This window comes from Lentimicrobiaceae bacterium, assembly GCA_028697555.1.
Lineage (GTDB): Bacteria > Bacteroidota > Bacteroidia > Bacteroidales > UBA4417 > UBA4417.
In genome coordinates, this window is the sequence record JAQVEX010000010.1 from 1 (window position 1) to 16,955 (window position 16,955).

Annotated in this window: 12 protein-coding genes and 3 tRNA genes; 12 read left to right on the forward strand and 3 right to left on the reverse strand. The window is 36.9% G+C overall.

What is annotated here, in order from left to right:
• From PHP31_02480 to gltA, 6 genes are all read left to right on the forward strand, one after another.
• Window positions 1-2,009: transglycosylase domain-containing protein (locus tag PHP31_02480; protein ID MDD3738147.1), on the forward strand; the 2,009-nt coding region annotated here is incomplete at its 5' end.
• Window positions 2,010-2,069: 60 nt separating this feature from the next.
• Window positions 2,070-4,088 (forward strand): hypothetical protein, encoded by a 2,019-nt coding sequence (locus PHP31_02485; protein ID MDD3738148.1) that lies wholly within the window; start codon window positions 2,070-2,072, stop codon window positions 4,086-4,088.
• Window positions 4,089-4,096: 8 nt separating this feature from the next.
• On the forward strand, window positions 4,097-4,843 hold the full coding sequence (locus PHP31_02490) for a glycosyltransferase family 2 protein (GenBank protein ID MDD3738149.1): 747 nt from the start codon (window positions 4,097-4,099) through the stop codon (window positions 4,841-4,843).
• Between the two features lie 331 nt (window positions 4,844-5,174).
• Window positions 5,175-5,819, forward strand: coding sequence for a redox-sensing transcriptional repressor Rex (locus PHP31_02495; protein MDD3738150.1), 645 nt, complete (start codon window positions 5,175-5,177; stop codon window positions 5,817-5,819).
• Between the two features lie 137 nt (window positions 5,820-5,956).
• Window positions 5,957-6,799, forward strand: coding sequence for a sulfide/dihydroorotate dehydrogenase-like FAD/NAD-binding protein (locus tag PHP31_02500; GenBank protein ID MDD3738151.1), 843 nt, complete (start codon window positions 5,957-5,959; stop codon window positions 6,797-6,799).
• The gene (gene gltA / locus PHP31_02505) at window positions 6,799-8,190 is read left to right on the forward strand and encodes an NADPH-dependent glutamate synthase (GenBank protein MDD3738152.1); all 1,392 of its coding nucleotides are present in this window, start codon (window positions 6,799-6,801) and stop codon (window positions 8,188-8,190) included. The genes PHP31_02500 and gltA overlap by 1 nt, the downstream gene beginning before the upstream one ends.
• Before the next feature lie 336 nt (window positions 8,191-8,526).
• On the opposite strand, the gene PHP31_02510 is transcribed toward gltA, so the two are convergent.
• Window positions 8,527-8,610: transfer RNA gene (locus PHP31_02510), tRNA-Leu, on the reverse strand.
• 114 nt (window positions 8,611-8,724) lie between these two features.
• Here PHP31_02510 and PHP31_02515 point away from each other — a divergent pair.
• The 4 genes from PHP31_02515 (at window position 8,725) to PHP31_02530 (ending at window position 12,181) form a co-directional block, all read left to right on the forward strand.
• Window positions 8,725-9,606: a YicC family protein gene (locus tag PHP31_02515; GenBank protein MDD3738153.1), complete on the forward strand. Its 882-nt coding sequence runs from the start codon at window positions 8,725-8,727 to the stop codon at window positions 9,604-9,606.
• Window positions 9,607-9,608: 2 nt separating this feature from the next.
• Window positions 9,609-10,187 carry a guanylate kinase gene (gmk, locus tag PHP31_02520; protein MDD3738154.1) on the forward strand — a complete coding sequence of 193 codons (579 nt, stop codon included), beginning with the start codon at window positions 9,609-9,611 and terminating at the stop codon, window positions 10,185-10,187.
• Window positions 10,180-10,761 carry a nicotinate (nicotinamide) nucleotide adenylyltransferase gene (gene nadD / locus PHP31_02525; protein ID MDD3738155.1) on the forward strand — a complete coding sequence of 194 codons (582 nt, stop codon included), beginning with the start codon at window positions 10,180-10,182 and terminating at the stop codon, window positions 10,759-10,761. The genes gmk and nadD overlap by 8 nt, the downstream gene beginning before the upstream one ends.
• Before the next feature lie 187 nt (window positions 10,762-10,948).
• Window positions 10,949-12,181, forward strand: coding sequence for a nucleoside recognition domain-containing protein (locus PHP31_02530; protein ID MDD3738156.1), 1,233 nt, complete (start codon window positions 10,949-10,951; stop codon window positions 12,179-12,181).
• A 230-nt stretch (window positions 12,182-12,411) separates the two neighbouring features.
• On the opposite strand, the gene PHP31_02535 is transcribed toward PHP31_02530, so the two are convergent.
• Together PHP31_02535 and PHP31_02540 are read right to left on the reverse strand one after the other, a co-directional pair.
• Window positions 12,412-15,165, reverse strand: coding sequence for a TonB-dependent receptor (locus PHP31_02535; protein ID MDD3738157.1), 2,754 nt, complete (start codon window positions 15,163-15,165; stop codon window positions 12,412-12,414).
• 146 nt (window positions 15,166-15,311) lie between these two features.
• Window positions 15,312-16,235 carry a PfkB family carbohydrate kinase gene (locus PHP31_02540; protein ID MDD3738158.1) on the reverse strand — a complete coding sequence of 308 codons (924 nt, stop codon included), beginning with the start codon at window positions 16,233-16,235 and terminating at the stop codon, window positions 15,312-15,314.
• Window positions 16,236-16,313: 78 nt separating this feature from the next.
• Between PHP31_02540 and PHP31_02545 the strand changes: the two genes are divergently transcribed.
• Window positions 16,314-16,387: transfer RNA gene (locus tag PHP31_02545), tRNA-Asn, on the forward strand.
• 490 nt (window positions 16,388-16,877) lie between these two features.
• A tRNA-OTHER gene (locus PHP31_02550) sits at window positions 16,878-16,946 on the forward strand.
• The last annotated feature ends 9 nt before the right edge of the window (window positions 16,947-16,955 follow it).

Below are 16,955 nucleotides of genomic sequence, written 5' to 3' on the forward strand. Positions count from 1 at the left end.
AAGCAATTGCCAGAGCTATAATAGGCGTTTTTACAGGCTCCAAAAAAGGTGGGGGTAGCACAATTACACAGCAGTTGGCAAAAAACTTGTTTCCAAGAAAATATAATCAAAATATATTTGGTACGGTGTACTCTAAAGCCAAAGAATGGATTGTTGCACTCAAACTTGAACGTAATTACACCAAAGAAGAAATTATAGCATTATATTTCAATACTGTTGATTTCGGAAGCCTTTCGTACGGCATCAAATCTGCAGCCAAAACCTACTTCGATAAAGCTCCTATAGAGCTGAACGCACAAGAATCGGCTACGCTTGTGGGTATCCTTAAAGCTCCGAGTTACTTCCACCCTGTAAGAAACACCCAAAGAGCTATTGACAGACGCAGCGTTGTGCTTAACCAAATGCGCAAAGCCGATTTTATAACTAAACATGAATACGATTCAATAAAAATGCTGCCCTTGGATGTTTCCAGCTTTACACTGCAAGTCCACGACTTAGGAACGGCAACGTATTTCAGAGAATTTTTGCAAAAAACATTGAGTGCAAAAAAACCTAATCCTAAAAACTATGTGGATAGAGCCGATTATACCGCCGATTCGCTGCGTTGGGAAAGAGACCATTCATACGGCTGGCTTGAAAAAAACAGAAAAGCCGACGGCTCCAAATATAACTTGTACAAAGACGGACTCAAAATATACACAACCATTAACTACAGCATGCAACAATACGCCGAAGAAGCTGTAAACGAGTACTTTTCGGAATATTTGCAACCTACCTTTTTCGAACATTGGAAAGACAGAAAAAATGCTCCTTACGATATGTGGGATACTAAACAAATCGACATGCTTATTGAAAATGCTATTAAACGTAGCTCCCGATACCAAAACATGAAGAAAAACAATGTCCCCGACGACTCTATTTCTTTGGCTTTTAGTACTCCTATCAAGATGTCAGTTTTTTCGTGGAATGGCGATATTGATACTGTTATGACTCCGTTAGATTCTATTAAATACCACAATTGGTTTTTGCAAACCGGACTTATGTCTGTTGAGCCTCAATCGGGTTTTGTAAGAGCCTACGTCGGTGGTATCAATTACAGGCATTTCCAATACGACCACGTTACTCAGGGCAGACGTCAGGTTGGCTCTACTTTTAAACCGTTTGTTTACACTGTTGCCATACAAGACGGACAAATGACTCCTTGCACGCGATTGGCTAACGTGCCTGTTAGAATTGAATCGGGTGGGCAAATTTGGGAGCCTAAAAACTCAAGTAAATACAAGGAAAATGAGATGATTACTCTTAAAGATGCCTTAGCCAATTCAGTTAACTGGATATCCGCAGCTTTAATTAAAACTTATTCTCCGCAATCAGTTATTAATATCTGTCGGAAAATGGGTATTTATAGTCCTATTCCCAATGTACCTGCAATATCTTTGGGCTCAGCCGATTTATCGTTGTACGAAATGGTTGGTGCAATGAGCACCTTCGCCAACAAAGGTATATACATGCAACCTCTTTTTATTACTCACATCGAAGATAAACACGGCAACGTTATTTCGCACTTTATCCCTTACCAAAACGAAGCTATGAACGCTCATACAGCGTACAATATGATAGGATTGCTACAAGGTGTTGTTGAATCGGGTACAGGTGTACGTTTAAGATACCGATACGGTTTGAATAACCCTATTGCAGGAAAAACGGGAACTACGCAAAATAACTCCGACGGTTGGTTTATGGGTATTACCCCCGATTTAGTTACGGGCGTTTGGGTTGGCGGAGTTGAACGTACGGTTAGGTTTAGAGCTACATCTCTCGGACAAGGTGCTAATACTGCACTCCCAATATGGGCAATATATATGAAAAAAATATACGAAGACGAAGATATTAATATTTCAAAAGGTAATTTTGATAGACCGCCGGATTTCCCCGATAATACATTCAACTGCGAATCGGCTGAAAACAAATCGGAGAAAAAATCTTCTTTCGACAATAATTTGTTTTAAGGTTTATTTAAATTGATTATCAGTTAATTTATATTTTTGCCATGTTAAAACCTCAATATTATGAATAGAAAAACAACGCACTTAGTCAAAATACTAGTATTTGCCGTTATTCCTATCATATTTATAATATTAGGTTCTACATTTGATCGTGCCAAATATAGCACAGACCCCGAAAGCGCTTATCTTATCAACGGTTTAAATATCGCAACCCGCCACGCAATAGGTCATACCGACAATCCGGGCACACCGGTTCAAACTCTTTCGGCTGCGGTTATTATAACAACCTACATGTTTAAACCAACTAATGTTGATATTCAGACCGATGTGCTTACCAACTCCGAAAAATATATAGAAATAATCAGATACGTACTTATTGCTTTTTCGGCAATTACCATATTTTTACTTGGATTTTTCGGACACAAATTTCTCAAAAACTATTTTCTTGCCATAACTCTTCAATTATCGGCTTTCGCATCTATTACAATTATCGAAGAATTATACACAAAAGTTGCTCCCGAACCGCTTTTATTTGTAACAACTTCTATACTCATATTATTATCGCTTAAAACAGTTTTTTCGTCAAATACTGTCGAAAATAAATACGAATATCTTATTTATGCTATGCTTATAGGATTTGGCATAGCCAACAAGTTTATCTTTGCTCCAATGCTTGTTATTCCTTTCGTCTTACTTAAAAAAGGGTTTCGCTTTAAATATTTAATTTGGACAGTAATATTTTTCGTGTTGTTCACCTTACCTGCAATACAATCGTACCCGCATATGATTAAATGGGTCATTTCTCTTGCTACTCATACCGGAACGTACGGGCAAGGAAGCAAAGGAATTATTGACATCAGCGAATATTCAAGTTCATTAGTGAGCATTTTTAAAAACAACTCTTTTCTAACATTTGTAACAGTTTTGTCGGTTGTTTGGCTTTTGGTTTTGTTTTCTACAAAAAAATATAAGAGTTCATCTGTCAACAAATTATTATTTGCATTCACTTTGGCAAGTATTTTCAACGTACTCCTTATTGCTAAGCATTATCACAGCAACCATTATTTGTTTCCATGTCTCTCACTGATGACGGCTCAATTGGTAGTTCTATTTTTGTCGTGTTGTTCTTTCTTTAAACTAAAAGAAAAATACTTCGCCTTTATTCCAACATTGATAACACTTATAGCAATTTTGTTTGTAATACCCAAAGCAACCACAGCTAAGCAGGGTTACAAAGCGACAAACGTCAGCACTTTAAACACTCAAAATATTCTTGAAACACAATACTCCGACCATACTGTATTTTACTACTATCCGGTAGCCTTAAACGAATATACCTCGCTACGTTGGGGCAATGTTTATGCTCGTCGTAAACAGTCTGATAAACTTATGGAGCTTTTCCCCGAAGGGCTTTTCTTCCACTCGTGGGAAAATAAATTTCAGTTTTGGGATACGGATTTAACGCCAAAAGAAATTATTGAAAAGTACGGAAATAAAATCTTACTTGCCGGAGGTCCTACCAATCAAGATGAATTGGACAAGATTACAAATGCGGGCATCAGCTTGACTCAGCTGCATATAGATAGAGGACAAGCTATTTATAAAATCAATATAAAATCGTCGCCATATTTTGATAAAAGAGAAGGTTTTAGTCTAACTTGCGATTTTGAAAATATTGATGCCGAAAACAATAAAATTCTTTTCAGCGATTCTACTCTGTTTTGTTCAGCCGAATCTTTATCGCAGCAAGTGGCTAAATCAGGCAAAAACTCAATAATTGTGAATGCTAACGATGGCTTCGCTATGGATTATATCCTCACCGATTTTAAACCGAAAGATACGTTTACTATTAAAGGCTGGTTCCGTGGTAATAATCCCGATGCTTACATTGTTGTCGCCGATGGTAAAAACAACGATTTTTATTTCGCCAGCACAAAACTATCAAACAGCAACGAATGGCAAGAAACAAGTCTTAGCTTTGTCGTCCCCGACAACTACGACGATAGCTATATAAAAATATATTTGTGGAATAAAGGTAAAGAAGTCGTGCATTTCGATGACCTGATTTTTATTAAAAATTAATTTATAACATGATAAAAGGTAAAAAATTAGTAGTAGTACTTCCGGCATACAATGCCGAGAAAACTTTGCAGAAAACATACGACGAAATTCCCTTCGACATTGTTGACGAAGTTATTTTGGTCGACGATAAAAGCAAGGATAGCACAGTTGCACTTGCCGAAAAAATAGGAATAAAACATATTATCGTTCACGACGTTAACAAAGGTTACGGCGGCAACCAGAAATCGTGCTATAACAAGGCTTTAGAACTCAACGCCGACATTGTTATTATGCTCCACCCCGACTACCAATACACCCCTTTGCTTATTCAATCAATGGCATACGTTATAGCCAATGGTGTATATCCGGTAGTGCTTGGTTCCAGGATACTCGGAAACGGCGCTCTTAAAGGAGGTATGCCTATTATTAAGTATATAGCCAATAGAGGTCTTACTTTTATTCAAAATATTTTGGTCGGACAAAAACTTTCGGAATATCACACCGGATACAGAGCTTTTTCTAGCGAAGTACTCAGAGCTATTAACTACAACGTAAATAGCGACGACTTCGTTTTTGACAACCAGATGTTGTCGCAAATTATTTATCACAAATATGAAATAGGGGAAATAACATGTCCTACAAAATACTTTGAAGAAGCATCTTCAATTAACCTAGCACGTAGCACTAAATATGCTTTTGGCGTTATTGGAACATCTTTCCAACACCTGTTTAACAAAATGGGATTGATTAATTTAGAGAGATATAAAAAATTGTAAAGCTCAAAAGATTTTATTGAAAAACAAATCTAATTATTTTAAGTAAATATTCAACAACAGTTAATGATTACAGCCTCTGTCGAATGGTTGAATATGTTATTTCCAAAATAAAAATAATAATCGAAAAATAATTATATAAATTTGTCCAATTGACTAATTTATACTACTTTTGTAGTCAAACATAATCGATAACAAACTATCGATAGTTTGGTACCTAATAAGTGAGGAGAAGATTTTTGTTAATAAAATCTACGTTCTAAAATAACGCTGAACACACAAAATTAAATGACTGTTTTTATTTAATTAGTTTAGACATAATTTTATAAAACGCATGAAGAAACAAAAAAAATATAGGAAGATAAGCGTACCAAAGGAAACTCTTTTGAGACTTCCAAAATATTACGAATATTTAAAGGCTATTAGTAAAGAAGGCGCTCAAACAATATCTTCAACCAAAATAGCCAAGGATATGCGTCTTAATTCCGTGTTAGTCCGAAAAGATTTGGCTATGATAAGTTCGGTGCCGGGCAAACCAAGAGTAGGTTTTCGTTTGAAAGATCTTATGATGGATATAGAAGATTTCTTGGGGTACAATAATCTTAGCGATGCTGTGCTTGTCGGTGTTGGTAGTTTGGGCAAAGCTCTGTTATCGTACGAAGGATTCAAAGAATATGGTCTTAAAATAGCAATGGCTTTTGATATAGATGGTGAAATAGTCGGAAAAAAAATAAATGATATAAACATCTTCCATATCAACAGACTTGATTATTTAACAAAACGCTTAAATGTTAAAATGGGAATAATAGCAACACCCAAACAAGTGGCTCAATCAGTATGCGACAATATGGTAGATGCAGGAATCATAGCTATTTGGAATTTTGCACCTATACATCTTACCGTTCCCGACGGCATTGTGGTAAAAGATGAAAATCTTGCAGCATCGTTGGCATTGCTTCGCAAAAAATTACCTAAATAACATAAAACTAATTTTAATATTCAACAATAACAAACGTTAAAGTACGTTTAGGTAGATAATATTACTTAAAGGACTTTCCAATATTTATTAAAGATTTGAAAACTATAATTAATAATAATAAATATCGAAAATAAAATATGTACAAAATTATTAAAAAGGAAATATTAAATCCTGCCGTAACCAAAATGGTTATTGATGCTCCACTGATAGCTAAAAAAGCAGAACCGGGGCAGTTTATCATGCTTAGGGTTGATGAAAACGGAGAGAGAATTCCCCTAACTATCGCCGACTACGACAGAGAAAAAGGTAACGTAACTATTATTTTTCAGATAGTTGGAGCAACAACAGAAAAATTAAATCGCTTAAATGAGGGCGACAACCTTCATGATTTTGTTGGTCCTTTAGGAAAGAAAACCGAAACGGAAGGGCTTAAAAAAGTTGCTGTTGTAGGCGGTGGTGTCGGCTGTGCCATAGCTTTTCCTGTAGCTAAAAAATTACACGATGAAGGTGTTGAGGTACACTCCATTATAGGTTTTAGAAACAAAGATTTAATATTTTTAGAAAAGGAGTTTGCCGAAATTAGCGACAAAATATTTGTAATGACCGACGATGGTAGCAACGGCTCAAAAGGTCTTGTTACAGACGCGCTTAAAGAGCTTTTAGACAGCGGAGAAAAATATGACGAAGTTATAACGATAGGACCTCTTGTTATGATGAAGTTTGTTTCGTTACTTACCAAAAAATATAACGTAAAAACAGTAGTAAGCATGAATCCCGTTATGGTTGACGGAACCGGAATGTGCGGAGGCTGTAGAGTTAAAGTAGGTAATGAAACTAAATTTGCCTGCGTTGACGGACCCGATTTCGACGGACATCAAGTCGATTTTGATGAAGCAATAGCACGCACGCAAATGTATCAACAGTTCGAACGGAAAGCTCACGAAGATACTTGTAATTTATATAAAATGGAGGTTAAATAATGGCTACTATAAATAAATCTTTAGTAAAAAACGAAATGCCGGTTCAACCTGCAGACGTCAGAAATAGAAACTTCTCGGAAGTTGCTTTAGGATATACAAAAGATCAAGCTATTGACGAAGCTCGAAGATGCTTGAACTGCAAGCATAAACCTTGTATTGAAGGTTGTCCGGTTAATGTTAACATCCCCGATTTCATTGCCGAAGTTGCTAACGGAAATTTTGAGACTGCATATCAAATTATAAACAAAACAAACTCGTTGCCGGCAATATGCGGAAGGGTTTGCCCACAAGAAAAGCAGTGTGAAGCAAAATGCGTGAGAGGAATAAAAGGCGAACCCGTTGGTATAGGACGTTTAGAACGTTTTGTTGCCGATTGGCATATCGCCAATTCAACGACTGAACCGGAAATACCCAAATCGAACGGACATAAAGTAGCAATAGTAGGTTCAGGACCTGCCGGTCTCACTTGCGCCGGCGACCTTGCAAAATTAGGATATGAGGTTACTATTTTTGAAGCTTTCCATTTGGCTGGCGGTGTATTAGTTTATGGTATACCCGAATTTCGTTTGCCCAAGCACATTGTTCAAAAAGAGATAGACGGTTTGAAAAAGTTAAACGTTAAGATAGAAACTAACATGGTGATAGGCAAAATATTATCAATAGACGAACTTTTTGACGAATACGAATTCAAAGCCGTTTTTATTGGTAGTGGTGCAGGATTGCCAATGTTTATGAATATTCCTGGCGAAAACTTTAAGGGCGTTTACTCGGCTAATGAGTTTTTGACGAGAATAAATCTTATGAAAGCGTATAAATCCGATAGCGATACTCCAATTCACTGCGGAGCAAAAGTAGCAGTTGTCGGAGGAGGAAACGTAGCTATGGATGCTGCAAGATGTGCAAAACGTCTTGGCGCTGATGTTACAATAGTGTATCGCAGGTCGGAGGCTGAATTGCCGGCACGACTAGAAGAGATTGAACACGCAAAAGAAGAAGGTATTAACTTTAATCTGCTGACAAACCCTATAGAAATTATCGGAACCGAAGATGGTTGGGTAAAAGAACTTGTTTGTCTGAAAATGAAACTTTCGGAACCGGATGCCTCAGGAAGAGCTAGACCTGTCCCTATTGAGGGTAGCGAACACAAACTTAGTGTCGACTGCGTTATTATGTCTATAGGAACAACTCCTAACCCACTAATTAAGAACACTACTGAGGGATTGGCTACCGAAAAATGGGGAGGAATAATAACAGATGAAGATGGACTTACCTCTCGCAAAGGCGTTTACGCAGGCGGCGATGCCGTTACAGGAGCAGCAACCGTAATCCTTGCAATGGAAGCAGGTAAAAAAGCCGCAAAAGCTATTGACGATTATATTAAATCGAAGTAACAACAAAGAAAGTATACTTTACTTCTTTTTAAAAGAAAAAATTTACTTATTGCCAAAACTTTTTACGCAGAATAGTATAAAAGAAACGTTAAAAATTTCTGAATCCCTGTAAGAAATTTAGTTTCTTTTATACGGTTTTTATTGACGATAGGCAATAAAAAATTCCTTGTAAAAAGTGTCTTTTCTTTTGTTTCGTTTTCTTTGGACAAGCAAAGAAAATGAAAAATACAAAATTGAAACTTGAAAGTTTATTAATTGAAAATAAAACTTAATAGAACTATAAACTGCTCCATAAAAAAATCCTAACTGACTAATAATCAATTAGGATTTTTTTTGTACCCGGGGCCGGGGTCGAACCGGCACGTACTCGCGTACATCGGTTTTTGAGACCGACGCGTCTACCAATTCCGCCACCTGGGCAATTTCTGCAAAAGTAATGCTTTTTTATATTCTGCCAATATTTTTGCGATAATTTTCGCTTTTATTTACCTTTGTAGTCTGAAATTATTACTTGCCAACAAACTACTTTACATTATGATTAAGTCAATGACAGGGTTTGGAACTGTTTCCGAAACCTTCGAAAAAGGAAATATCAACGTTGAAATCAGATGCCTGAATAGCAAAAATTTGGACTTAAGTACCAAGTTGCCAAGCTATTTGAAAGAATTTGAATATGAAATCAGAAAGGTTATTACCGATATTTTGGTCAGAGGAAAAATTGACCTTAATATTTCGGTAGAATTTAACACGGTTTGCAACGATTTTAAAATTGATACCGATACTGCTAAAAACTATTTTTCGTCTATAGAGCAACTCTGCAAAGAACTAAACCTTGATGTCGACAGCCGAATTGTTCCCTCATTGATGAAATTGCCAAACGTCTTAGTAAAAAACGAAGAAGACGAATATTTATTCGACCACGATTTTATTATTTCCGTTGTGGATAAAGCAGCTAAATTAGCAGATGAGTACAGAATTGAAGAAGGAAAAAGCATTGAAACCGACATTGTTGAACGTATTGATAATATTGGGAAATACCTATTGGAAGTTACACCTTGGGAAGAAGAAAGAATTAAAAATATCAGAAATAAATTCGATGAAAAAATTGCTGATTTAAGTTTCAACGAAAATGTTACCTTCGACGAAAATCGTCTCGAGCAAGAAATATTCTTTTACCTAGAAAAATTAGATATTTCGGAAGAAAAAACCCGACTCGATCAACACCTTAAATACTTTACTGAAACACTTAATTTAAGCGAAAGCAACGGCAAAAAACTAAATTTTATAACCCAAGAAATGGGTCGCGAAATCAACACCTTGGGCTCAAAGGCAAACAATATTGAAATTCAGAAAATTGTTGTCTGCATGAAAGACGAACTCGAAAAAATTAAAGAACAATTAGGCAATGTTTTGTAGTTATGGACAGTAAAAATTTAGATAAACTCGTTATTGTTTCAGCTCCTTCGGGAAGCGGAAAAACTACTATTGTCAATCATTTGCTTAAAACATTCGAGCAATTGGGTTTTTCTCTGTCTTACACCAACCGCGAGATACGCAAGGGCGAAGTTGACGGCGTTAATTACAGATTTATTTCAACGCAAGAGTTTAAAAAACTTATAGCAGATGATATGTTTCTGGAATGGGAAGAAGTTTATAAAAATACTTTTTACGGAACTCCCTTGTCTGAAATAAGTCGCCTTCAGGAAGCCGGCAAAGTGCCTATACTCGATATTGACGTGGTTGGCGGTTCTAACGTTAAAAAAATGTTTGGCGACAAAGCGTTGGCTGTCTTTATTAAAACGCCTTCTATTGAAGTTTTGGAACAAAGACTTAGAAACAGGAAAACCGAAACCGAAGAAAGTATCATCAAAAGAGTTAACAAAGTGAGCTTGGAACTTGAATACGAAAAATATTTTGATGTTACAATAATCAACGATGTACTTGGTGATGCATTGAGCGAAGCTGAACGTATAATTAAACAATTTTTAAATGAGTAAAAAAACAGGTCTTTTCTTTGGTTCATTCAATCCCATACACACCGGGCATTTGATGATTGCATCGTACATGTACGAGTTTTCAGACATTGACGAACTTTGGTTTGTGGTTAGTCCGCAAAATCCTCTTAAAAATCAAAATTCGCTGCTCGCCGATAATCACCGATTGTATATGGTTAACCTTGCCGTTGAAGACGACTATCGTTTCAGGTCTTGCAATATTGAATTTAACCTGCCAAAACCTTCATACACTATTAACACTCTAACCTATCTGACTGAAAAATATCCCGAAAGAGAATTTATTCTGATTTCCGGCTCCGATATATTTCCTACATTCAAAAAATGGAAAAATTGGGAAATGCTTCTCGAATATTATAAATTTTACGTTTACCCACGACCAAACACCAACGACCACCCAATGCTCAAACATCCGTCAATTACGGTTGTGAACGCTCCCATGATAGAAATTTCTTCTACTTTCATAAGGTCGGCTATAAAAGACAAAAAAGATTGCAGGTACTTCCTTCCACAAAAAGTTTATGATTATATTCTTGAAATGAACTTTTATAATAAGTAGAATTTTTTTCTATTGTAATTTCTTTCTGTGAACTTGCCGTTGGCTATTAGCTGTTAGCTATTGGCTGTTGGCTAAAGGCTAAAGGCTAACAGCTAAAAGCTAAAATTTTCCCAAAAAATCATCAAATTAAAAAAATATGTACTTTTGGCACTGATAAAGCAAACTCAAAACCGATAAAAGTACTTTTATGGTTCTTAATTATATTTGGATAGCTTTCTTCATAATCGCCTTTGTTGTAGGTTTAGTGCGATTGGTTTTCTTTGGCGATGCCGAAATTTTTCCGGCGCTTATCAATAGCACTTTCGATAATGCAAAATTAGGTTTTCAAATTTCTCTCGGGCTTACCGGCGTGATGACTCTTTGGATGGGACTTATGAAAGTAGGCGAAAAAGCCGGTTTTGTCAGTATTTTGTCTAAAGCTGTAAGCCCTTTGTTCAAGCACTTATTTCCCGAAATCCCGAAAGATCATCCCGTAAACGGCTCTATTATGATGAATATTGCAGCCAATATGCTCGGACTTGATAATGCCGCCACTCCGCTCGGACTTAAAGCTATGACGCAGTTACAAGAGTTGAATAAAAATAAGGATACCGCTTCAAATGCTATGATTATGTTTTTGGTGCTAAATGCTTCGGGATTGACAATTATACCTGTTAGCATTATGGTTTACCGAGCTCAGATGGGAGCTGCAAATCCTTCCGATATTTTTATTCCAATTTTACTAGCAACTTTTATTTCTACTTTGGCTGGAATAATCGCCGTTTCAATATATCAAAGAATAAACTTATTCAACAAAACTGTTTTGCTTTATTTGGGCAGTTTTACGCTTATTGTATCGTTTATTATATGGTATTTTACAACCTTACCTCAGCCACAAATTAACACAATATCAAGCGTTGCCGGCAATTTTATATTGTTTTTAATAATTTTTCTGTTTATAGCCATGGGTTTTGTAAAAAGAATAAATGTTTACGAAGCCTTTATTGATGGAGCAAAAGACGGCTTTTCCGTTGCAGTTAAAATAATTCCTTACTTGGTTGCTATACTAGTTGCAGTGGGTGTTTTTAGAACTTGCGGTGCAATGGATTTCTTTGTCGATGGAGCCAGATTATTATTCGGCACATTTAATATAAACACCGATTTTGTCGATGCTTTGCCTACAGCACTAATGAAACCGCTTAGCGGTTCAGGAGCTAGAGGTATGATGGTAGATACTATGTCACAATTTGGAGCCGATTCGTTTGCCGGAAGATTATCGTGTGTTTTTCAGGGCTCAACCGATACAACTTTTTATATTATTGCCGTGTATTTCGGTTCCGTCGGTATTAAAAAAACTCGTTATGCTATAACCTGCGGCTTAATCACCGACCTATTTGGAATTATTGCTGCAATTATTATTTCATACATCTTTTTCTATTAATTTTGTTAGTGGAAATTGTTATTTCCCGATAAACATCTTTAATTACAAAGTGAGCTATTAGCTGTTAGCCGTTGGCTTTTAGCTATTAAGTCGGAGACCGAAGTCCGATGTTCTGAGTATTGTCCCAAATCATTTAACCACTTTTGCAAACATTTATCTATTAAGAAAGATAAAAAAAAGTTGGCTGCCCAAAAGTAGCCAACTTTTTACTTTATTAATGAAATAATAAATTATCTGAAATGAAGTTTCATTCCTACGTTAAATGTTCTTGGTGTTCCAAGGAATACCTCAGCAGCGTCGGCTTTATGTGGGTTAACAATTTGTCCGCCAACTCTGTATGCATTATAAGAACTATTGTCAACTGCGTCTTGTATATATCTTGTATCAAGAGCATTAAACATGTGTCCGAATAATTCTAAACTTACATTATCGTCAATTCTGAACTGATATCCTAAGTGGAACTCAAGTAGTCCGTAAGCAGGAGTTTTCCAGCTTTGTTCTCTGTCGTTTTCATCAATACGAGTATCAGCACTCCAATCGGCGTAGAAATTGGTATAATATCTATATCCGGCAGTCAAATAGAATCCTTCGAATGGGAACAATGTAGCCGAAACAGCAAGCTGTGTTTGAGGAGCATCACCAACTTTCAAATCTTTTGTGTAGAAAGTAAGAGTGCTTGTCGAGTCACTGTCGTAAGTTTTAAATGTTCCACTTGCGTCGTTGGTATAGAACCAATCACCCAAAGAAACAGCTCCATCTAAACGGAAGAATTTTATAGGTTGGAAAGCAAAGTCAAGCTCAACTCCTCTGTGTATAGCATCAAGATTGGTAATTACGTAAATACCTTCGGTTCCATCTAAATAATAGGAGCTACGAGTAAGAACTCTGTCGTTCCACATTGTGTAATATCCGTTTAAGTTGATGTTAAGAGTGTTGTTTAGCGCACGGTAGTTTGCACCAACTTCAGCCGAAATGAATTTTTCGTTTGAAGGATCTTCAATAAGTTCGCTGGTTCTGTCGTTTATAGCAGCGTCAACAATAGGAAGTTTTTGAACGTAACCACCGTTGCCATACACGTTTAATCTTTCGGTTAAGCGGAAATTCATACCACCTTTTGCTTGGAATGCAGTAAGCAAGTCGGATTTAACACTCATTGCAGCTGTTGTATCGGTTTTACTTCTCATAAAGAAGTTTGTGTGTTTATAAACAGTACCTGAGTAGCCAACTGTAGCATAAACTGAGAAGAAATCTTTACTATATTCAGTTTGTAAAAATCCGCCAAGCCAGTCTACATTATTAGTAAAATCGTATGCAATTTTATCGCCAAGTTTTGCTTCGTAATTAGGTTTGAATTGGTTGTTTTTCTCAACATAGTGAGTTCCACCCAAAAGGTCTCTAACTTCACGGAAGTGGTCTATTCTGGCTGTTCTCCAGTCAACACCAACTTGTGTTTTCATATTTTCGTTCCAATCAATTTTAACTTTCGATAAAGCACCAAAAGCATCTTGATTGTTTACACTGTTTCTAAGAATTCCTCTCGAAGCGCCGTTGGCAATGTTCGATTCAATAGTTTTATCCCAGTGTACCCAACGTGAAGGGCTTACAATTCCACCATGATAATTCCATCTTACAGAACCTAAAGTTCCGGTACCACCACCTCTACCACCTGAATAATAAACAGTGGTAAATTGGCTAACTTTATCTGACCAAGTTGTGTACCAGTTAAGGTTTACAAGAGGTTTATGATAGTAGTTTTCGCGTTCGTTAAGCATGTTTGTGCTGTGTCTATCTCTAATTTTACCATTGTAAAATTGTTGTCCAGCATACGAACTGCTTACCGGCGACCAGTTTTCATTGTAGAATACTCCACCTTTTGCATTATTATAGCCAAATGGAGCAGCATACATGCTATCGGCGTTGGCTTGTGGGAAAGCTGCTACAGCTGCAGGGTCATAATCTTCAATTGATTTTGCAAAAGTGCTATCATATGCAGCAATATTTTGCTTGTACGAGTTTTGTCCGTGTTTTTGCGGAGCTCCCATTGCGTACAACTCTAAACGGTTTCTGCTGTTAATATTCCATGCAGCGCCAATGTAATATGCCCAAGCATCTGTCCAAGCACCGTCAATAACACCTTCTCCAACTTTGCGAACGCCCGAAAAGCTAAGTGCAAACTTGTCGTTAATCATTCCGGTGTGAGCAGTAACCGTAGCTTTCATAAAGTTAGCTGTTCCGTACTCAAATTTTGCGGTTCCGCCGGCTCTACGTTCGGTTGGACTGGTAATTACGTTCATAGTACCACCAATTGAAGGAGTTGCTAAGTTAACAGCACTCAAACCACGTTGCATCTGGATCGATGAGGTTGCATCTGATATACCGTCCCAGTTCGACCAATATACCCAGCCGTTTTCCATGTCGTTAACGGGAACTCCGTTAATCATGATGGCTACATTGCGTTGGTTAAAACCTCTAACGTTGATACGAGCATCACCAGCTCCACCACCTTGATCGGTAGAATATACCGAAGGTGTGCTGTTCAATGCCAAAGGTAAATCCCTAGAACCTAACACTTGCTCAATGTCTCTGGCTTTAATGTTAGTAAATGCTACAGGGGTTTCCCTTTCTTTAGCACGGTCGGCTATAATTTCAACACCCGAAAGCTGCAATGCAGAAGGCTCAAGATAAATAACGCCAACATCGAATGTTTCACCCGACTTAACATTAATTTCTCTTTCAATAGTTTCGTAACCTACATAGCTAAAAACGATGGTTTGCGTTCCTGCTGTAGTTTTAAACAAAAAATAACCGTTTTCGTCGGTTATGTTACCGGTGCTTGTTCCTTTAATCATTGCCGTTGCACCGTACAAATTTTCTTTAGTTCCGGCATCTTTTACAATACCTTTTACGTTTTGTGCAGTAAGCTGTACAGCAAAAAACATAAAAAATGCTGTAAGTAAAACTAATGTGTAATTGATTTTTCTCATAAAATAATATTTAGTTGTTATTAATTATTTCGTATTTCAAAGATACAAAATTAATATATTTTCTTTACAAATTCCACAAAAATATTTTGTTAATATTCAGTTAATGTTTAGTTAACATTGTACTAATGTTTTACATTTTTGTTAAATTATTTTAAAGATATATCAAACTGTGTGAAGTTATTCAAAAGCCTAACTCTTTCCATAACATCGTCAATTGTTATTTCTTGAAGCTTTTCCGTTCCGAATTTTTCAACAGTAAACGATGCAAGAGCTGTGGCATATATGAGTGCATTTTTCATATACTCAAACGATGTGTTATCCGTATAAGCTACATATCCTATAAAACCGCCTGCAAATGTATCGCCGGCTCCTGTTGGGTCGTAAACATCATCAAGAGGAAATGCAGGTGAAAAGAATACATTTTCTTTATCAAAAAGCATAGCGCCGTGCTCACCTTTTTTAATGATAAGGTATCTTGGTCCCATTTCTAATATTTTTTGCGCAGCTTTAACAAGCGAATATTCACCGCTTAACTGACGAGCTTCGCTATCGTTTACAAGAAGCACATCAACTTTGGCTATAACTTTCATCAAATCGTCCCATGCTGTGTCCATCCAAAAATTCATGGTATCCATGATGGTGAGTTTGGGCTTGTTCTTAAGCTGACTCAAAACTTTCAGTTGCACCGATGGCGTTAAATTACCCAAAACAACATAATCAGGCGACTGAACTCCCTTTGGCAACACAGGATCAAAATCTGCCAAAACGTTAAGTTCGGTTACCAAAGTGTCTCTGTTGTTCATGTCGTGGTGGTACTTCCCTGACCAGAAAAAGGTTTTTTGGTCGGGAATGACTTGTAATCCGTCCATATTGATTTTTCTTTTTCTGAAAATTTCTAAATATTCGTCAGAAAAATCGCCACCGATAACGCTAATAAGGTGTAAGTTGTTTGTAAAAAGAGAGGCTGCCAAGCTAATATAAGTTGCTGCACCTCCAAGAATTTTGTCTGTTTTGCCGAAAGGCGTTTCCACCTTGTCATATGCAACAGTACCAACAATAATTGTATTCATATTTTAAAATTTTTTTTGCAAATATAATTGTTAATTTAAAATGTTTAGTTATTTTTGCAAACCAATTTAATGAAATATTCCTCCTTAGCTCAGTTGGTTAGAGCACCTGACTGTTAATCAGGGGGTCGCTGGTTCAAGTCCAGCAGGGGGAGCAGAAGAATTAGCTCAGTTGGTTAGAGTCCCGCAACTGCGGGATTAATCAGGGAACAGCTGGTTCAAGTCCAGCAGGGGGAGCAGAGGGATTAGCTCAGTTGGTTAGAGTCCCGCAACTGCGGGATTAATCAGGAGGCGACTAATTCAAGTCTAACAGGGGGAGCAAGTCAAGAATAAACACAAGAGTAAAAAATGAGCCGAATTATCGGCTTTTTTCGTTTTTATGTATTACATTTATATATTATATTCCAAAAGTTACGATTTACACTATATCGGCTATACTAATGATTATGAAAGGAGACTTTGGGAACATAATTATTCGCCACATAACTCTTTTACATCAAAACATAGACCATGGGTATTAAAAGCGGTTTTCGAAGTTTCTGATGATGTCGGAATAGCCATGAAAGCTGAAAGATTTATTAAAAAACAAAAAACAAGGTCTTTTATTGAAAAAATTTGTGCCATGGAAATTGTTGACTTGCCTATGGCTCAGTTGGTTAGAGTCCCGCAACTGCGGGATTAATCAGGGGGTCGCTGGTTCAAGTCCAGCAGGGGGAGCAGAAG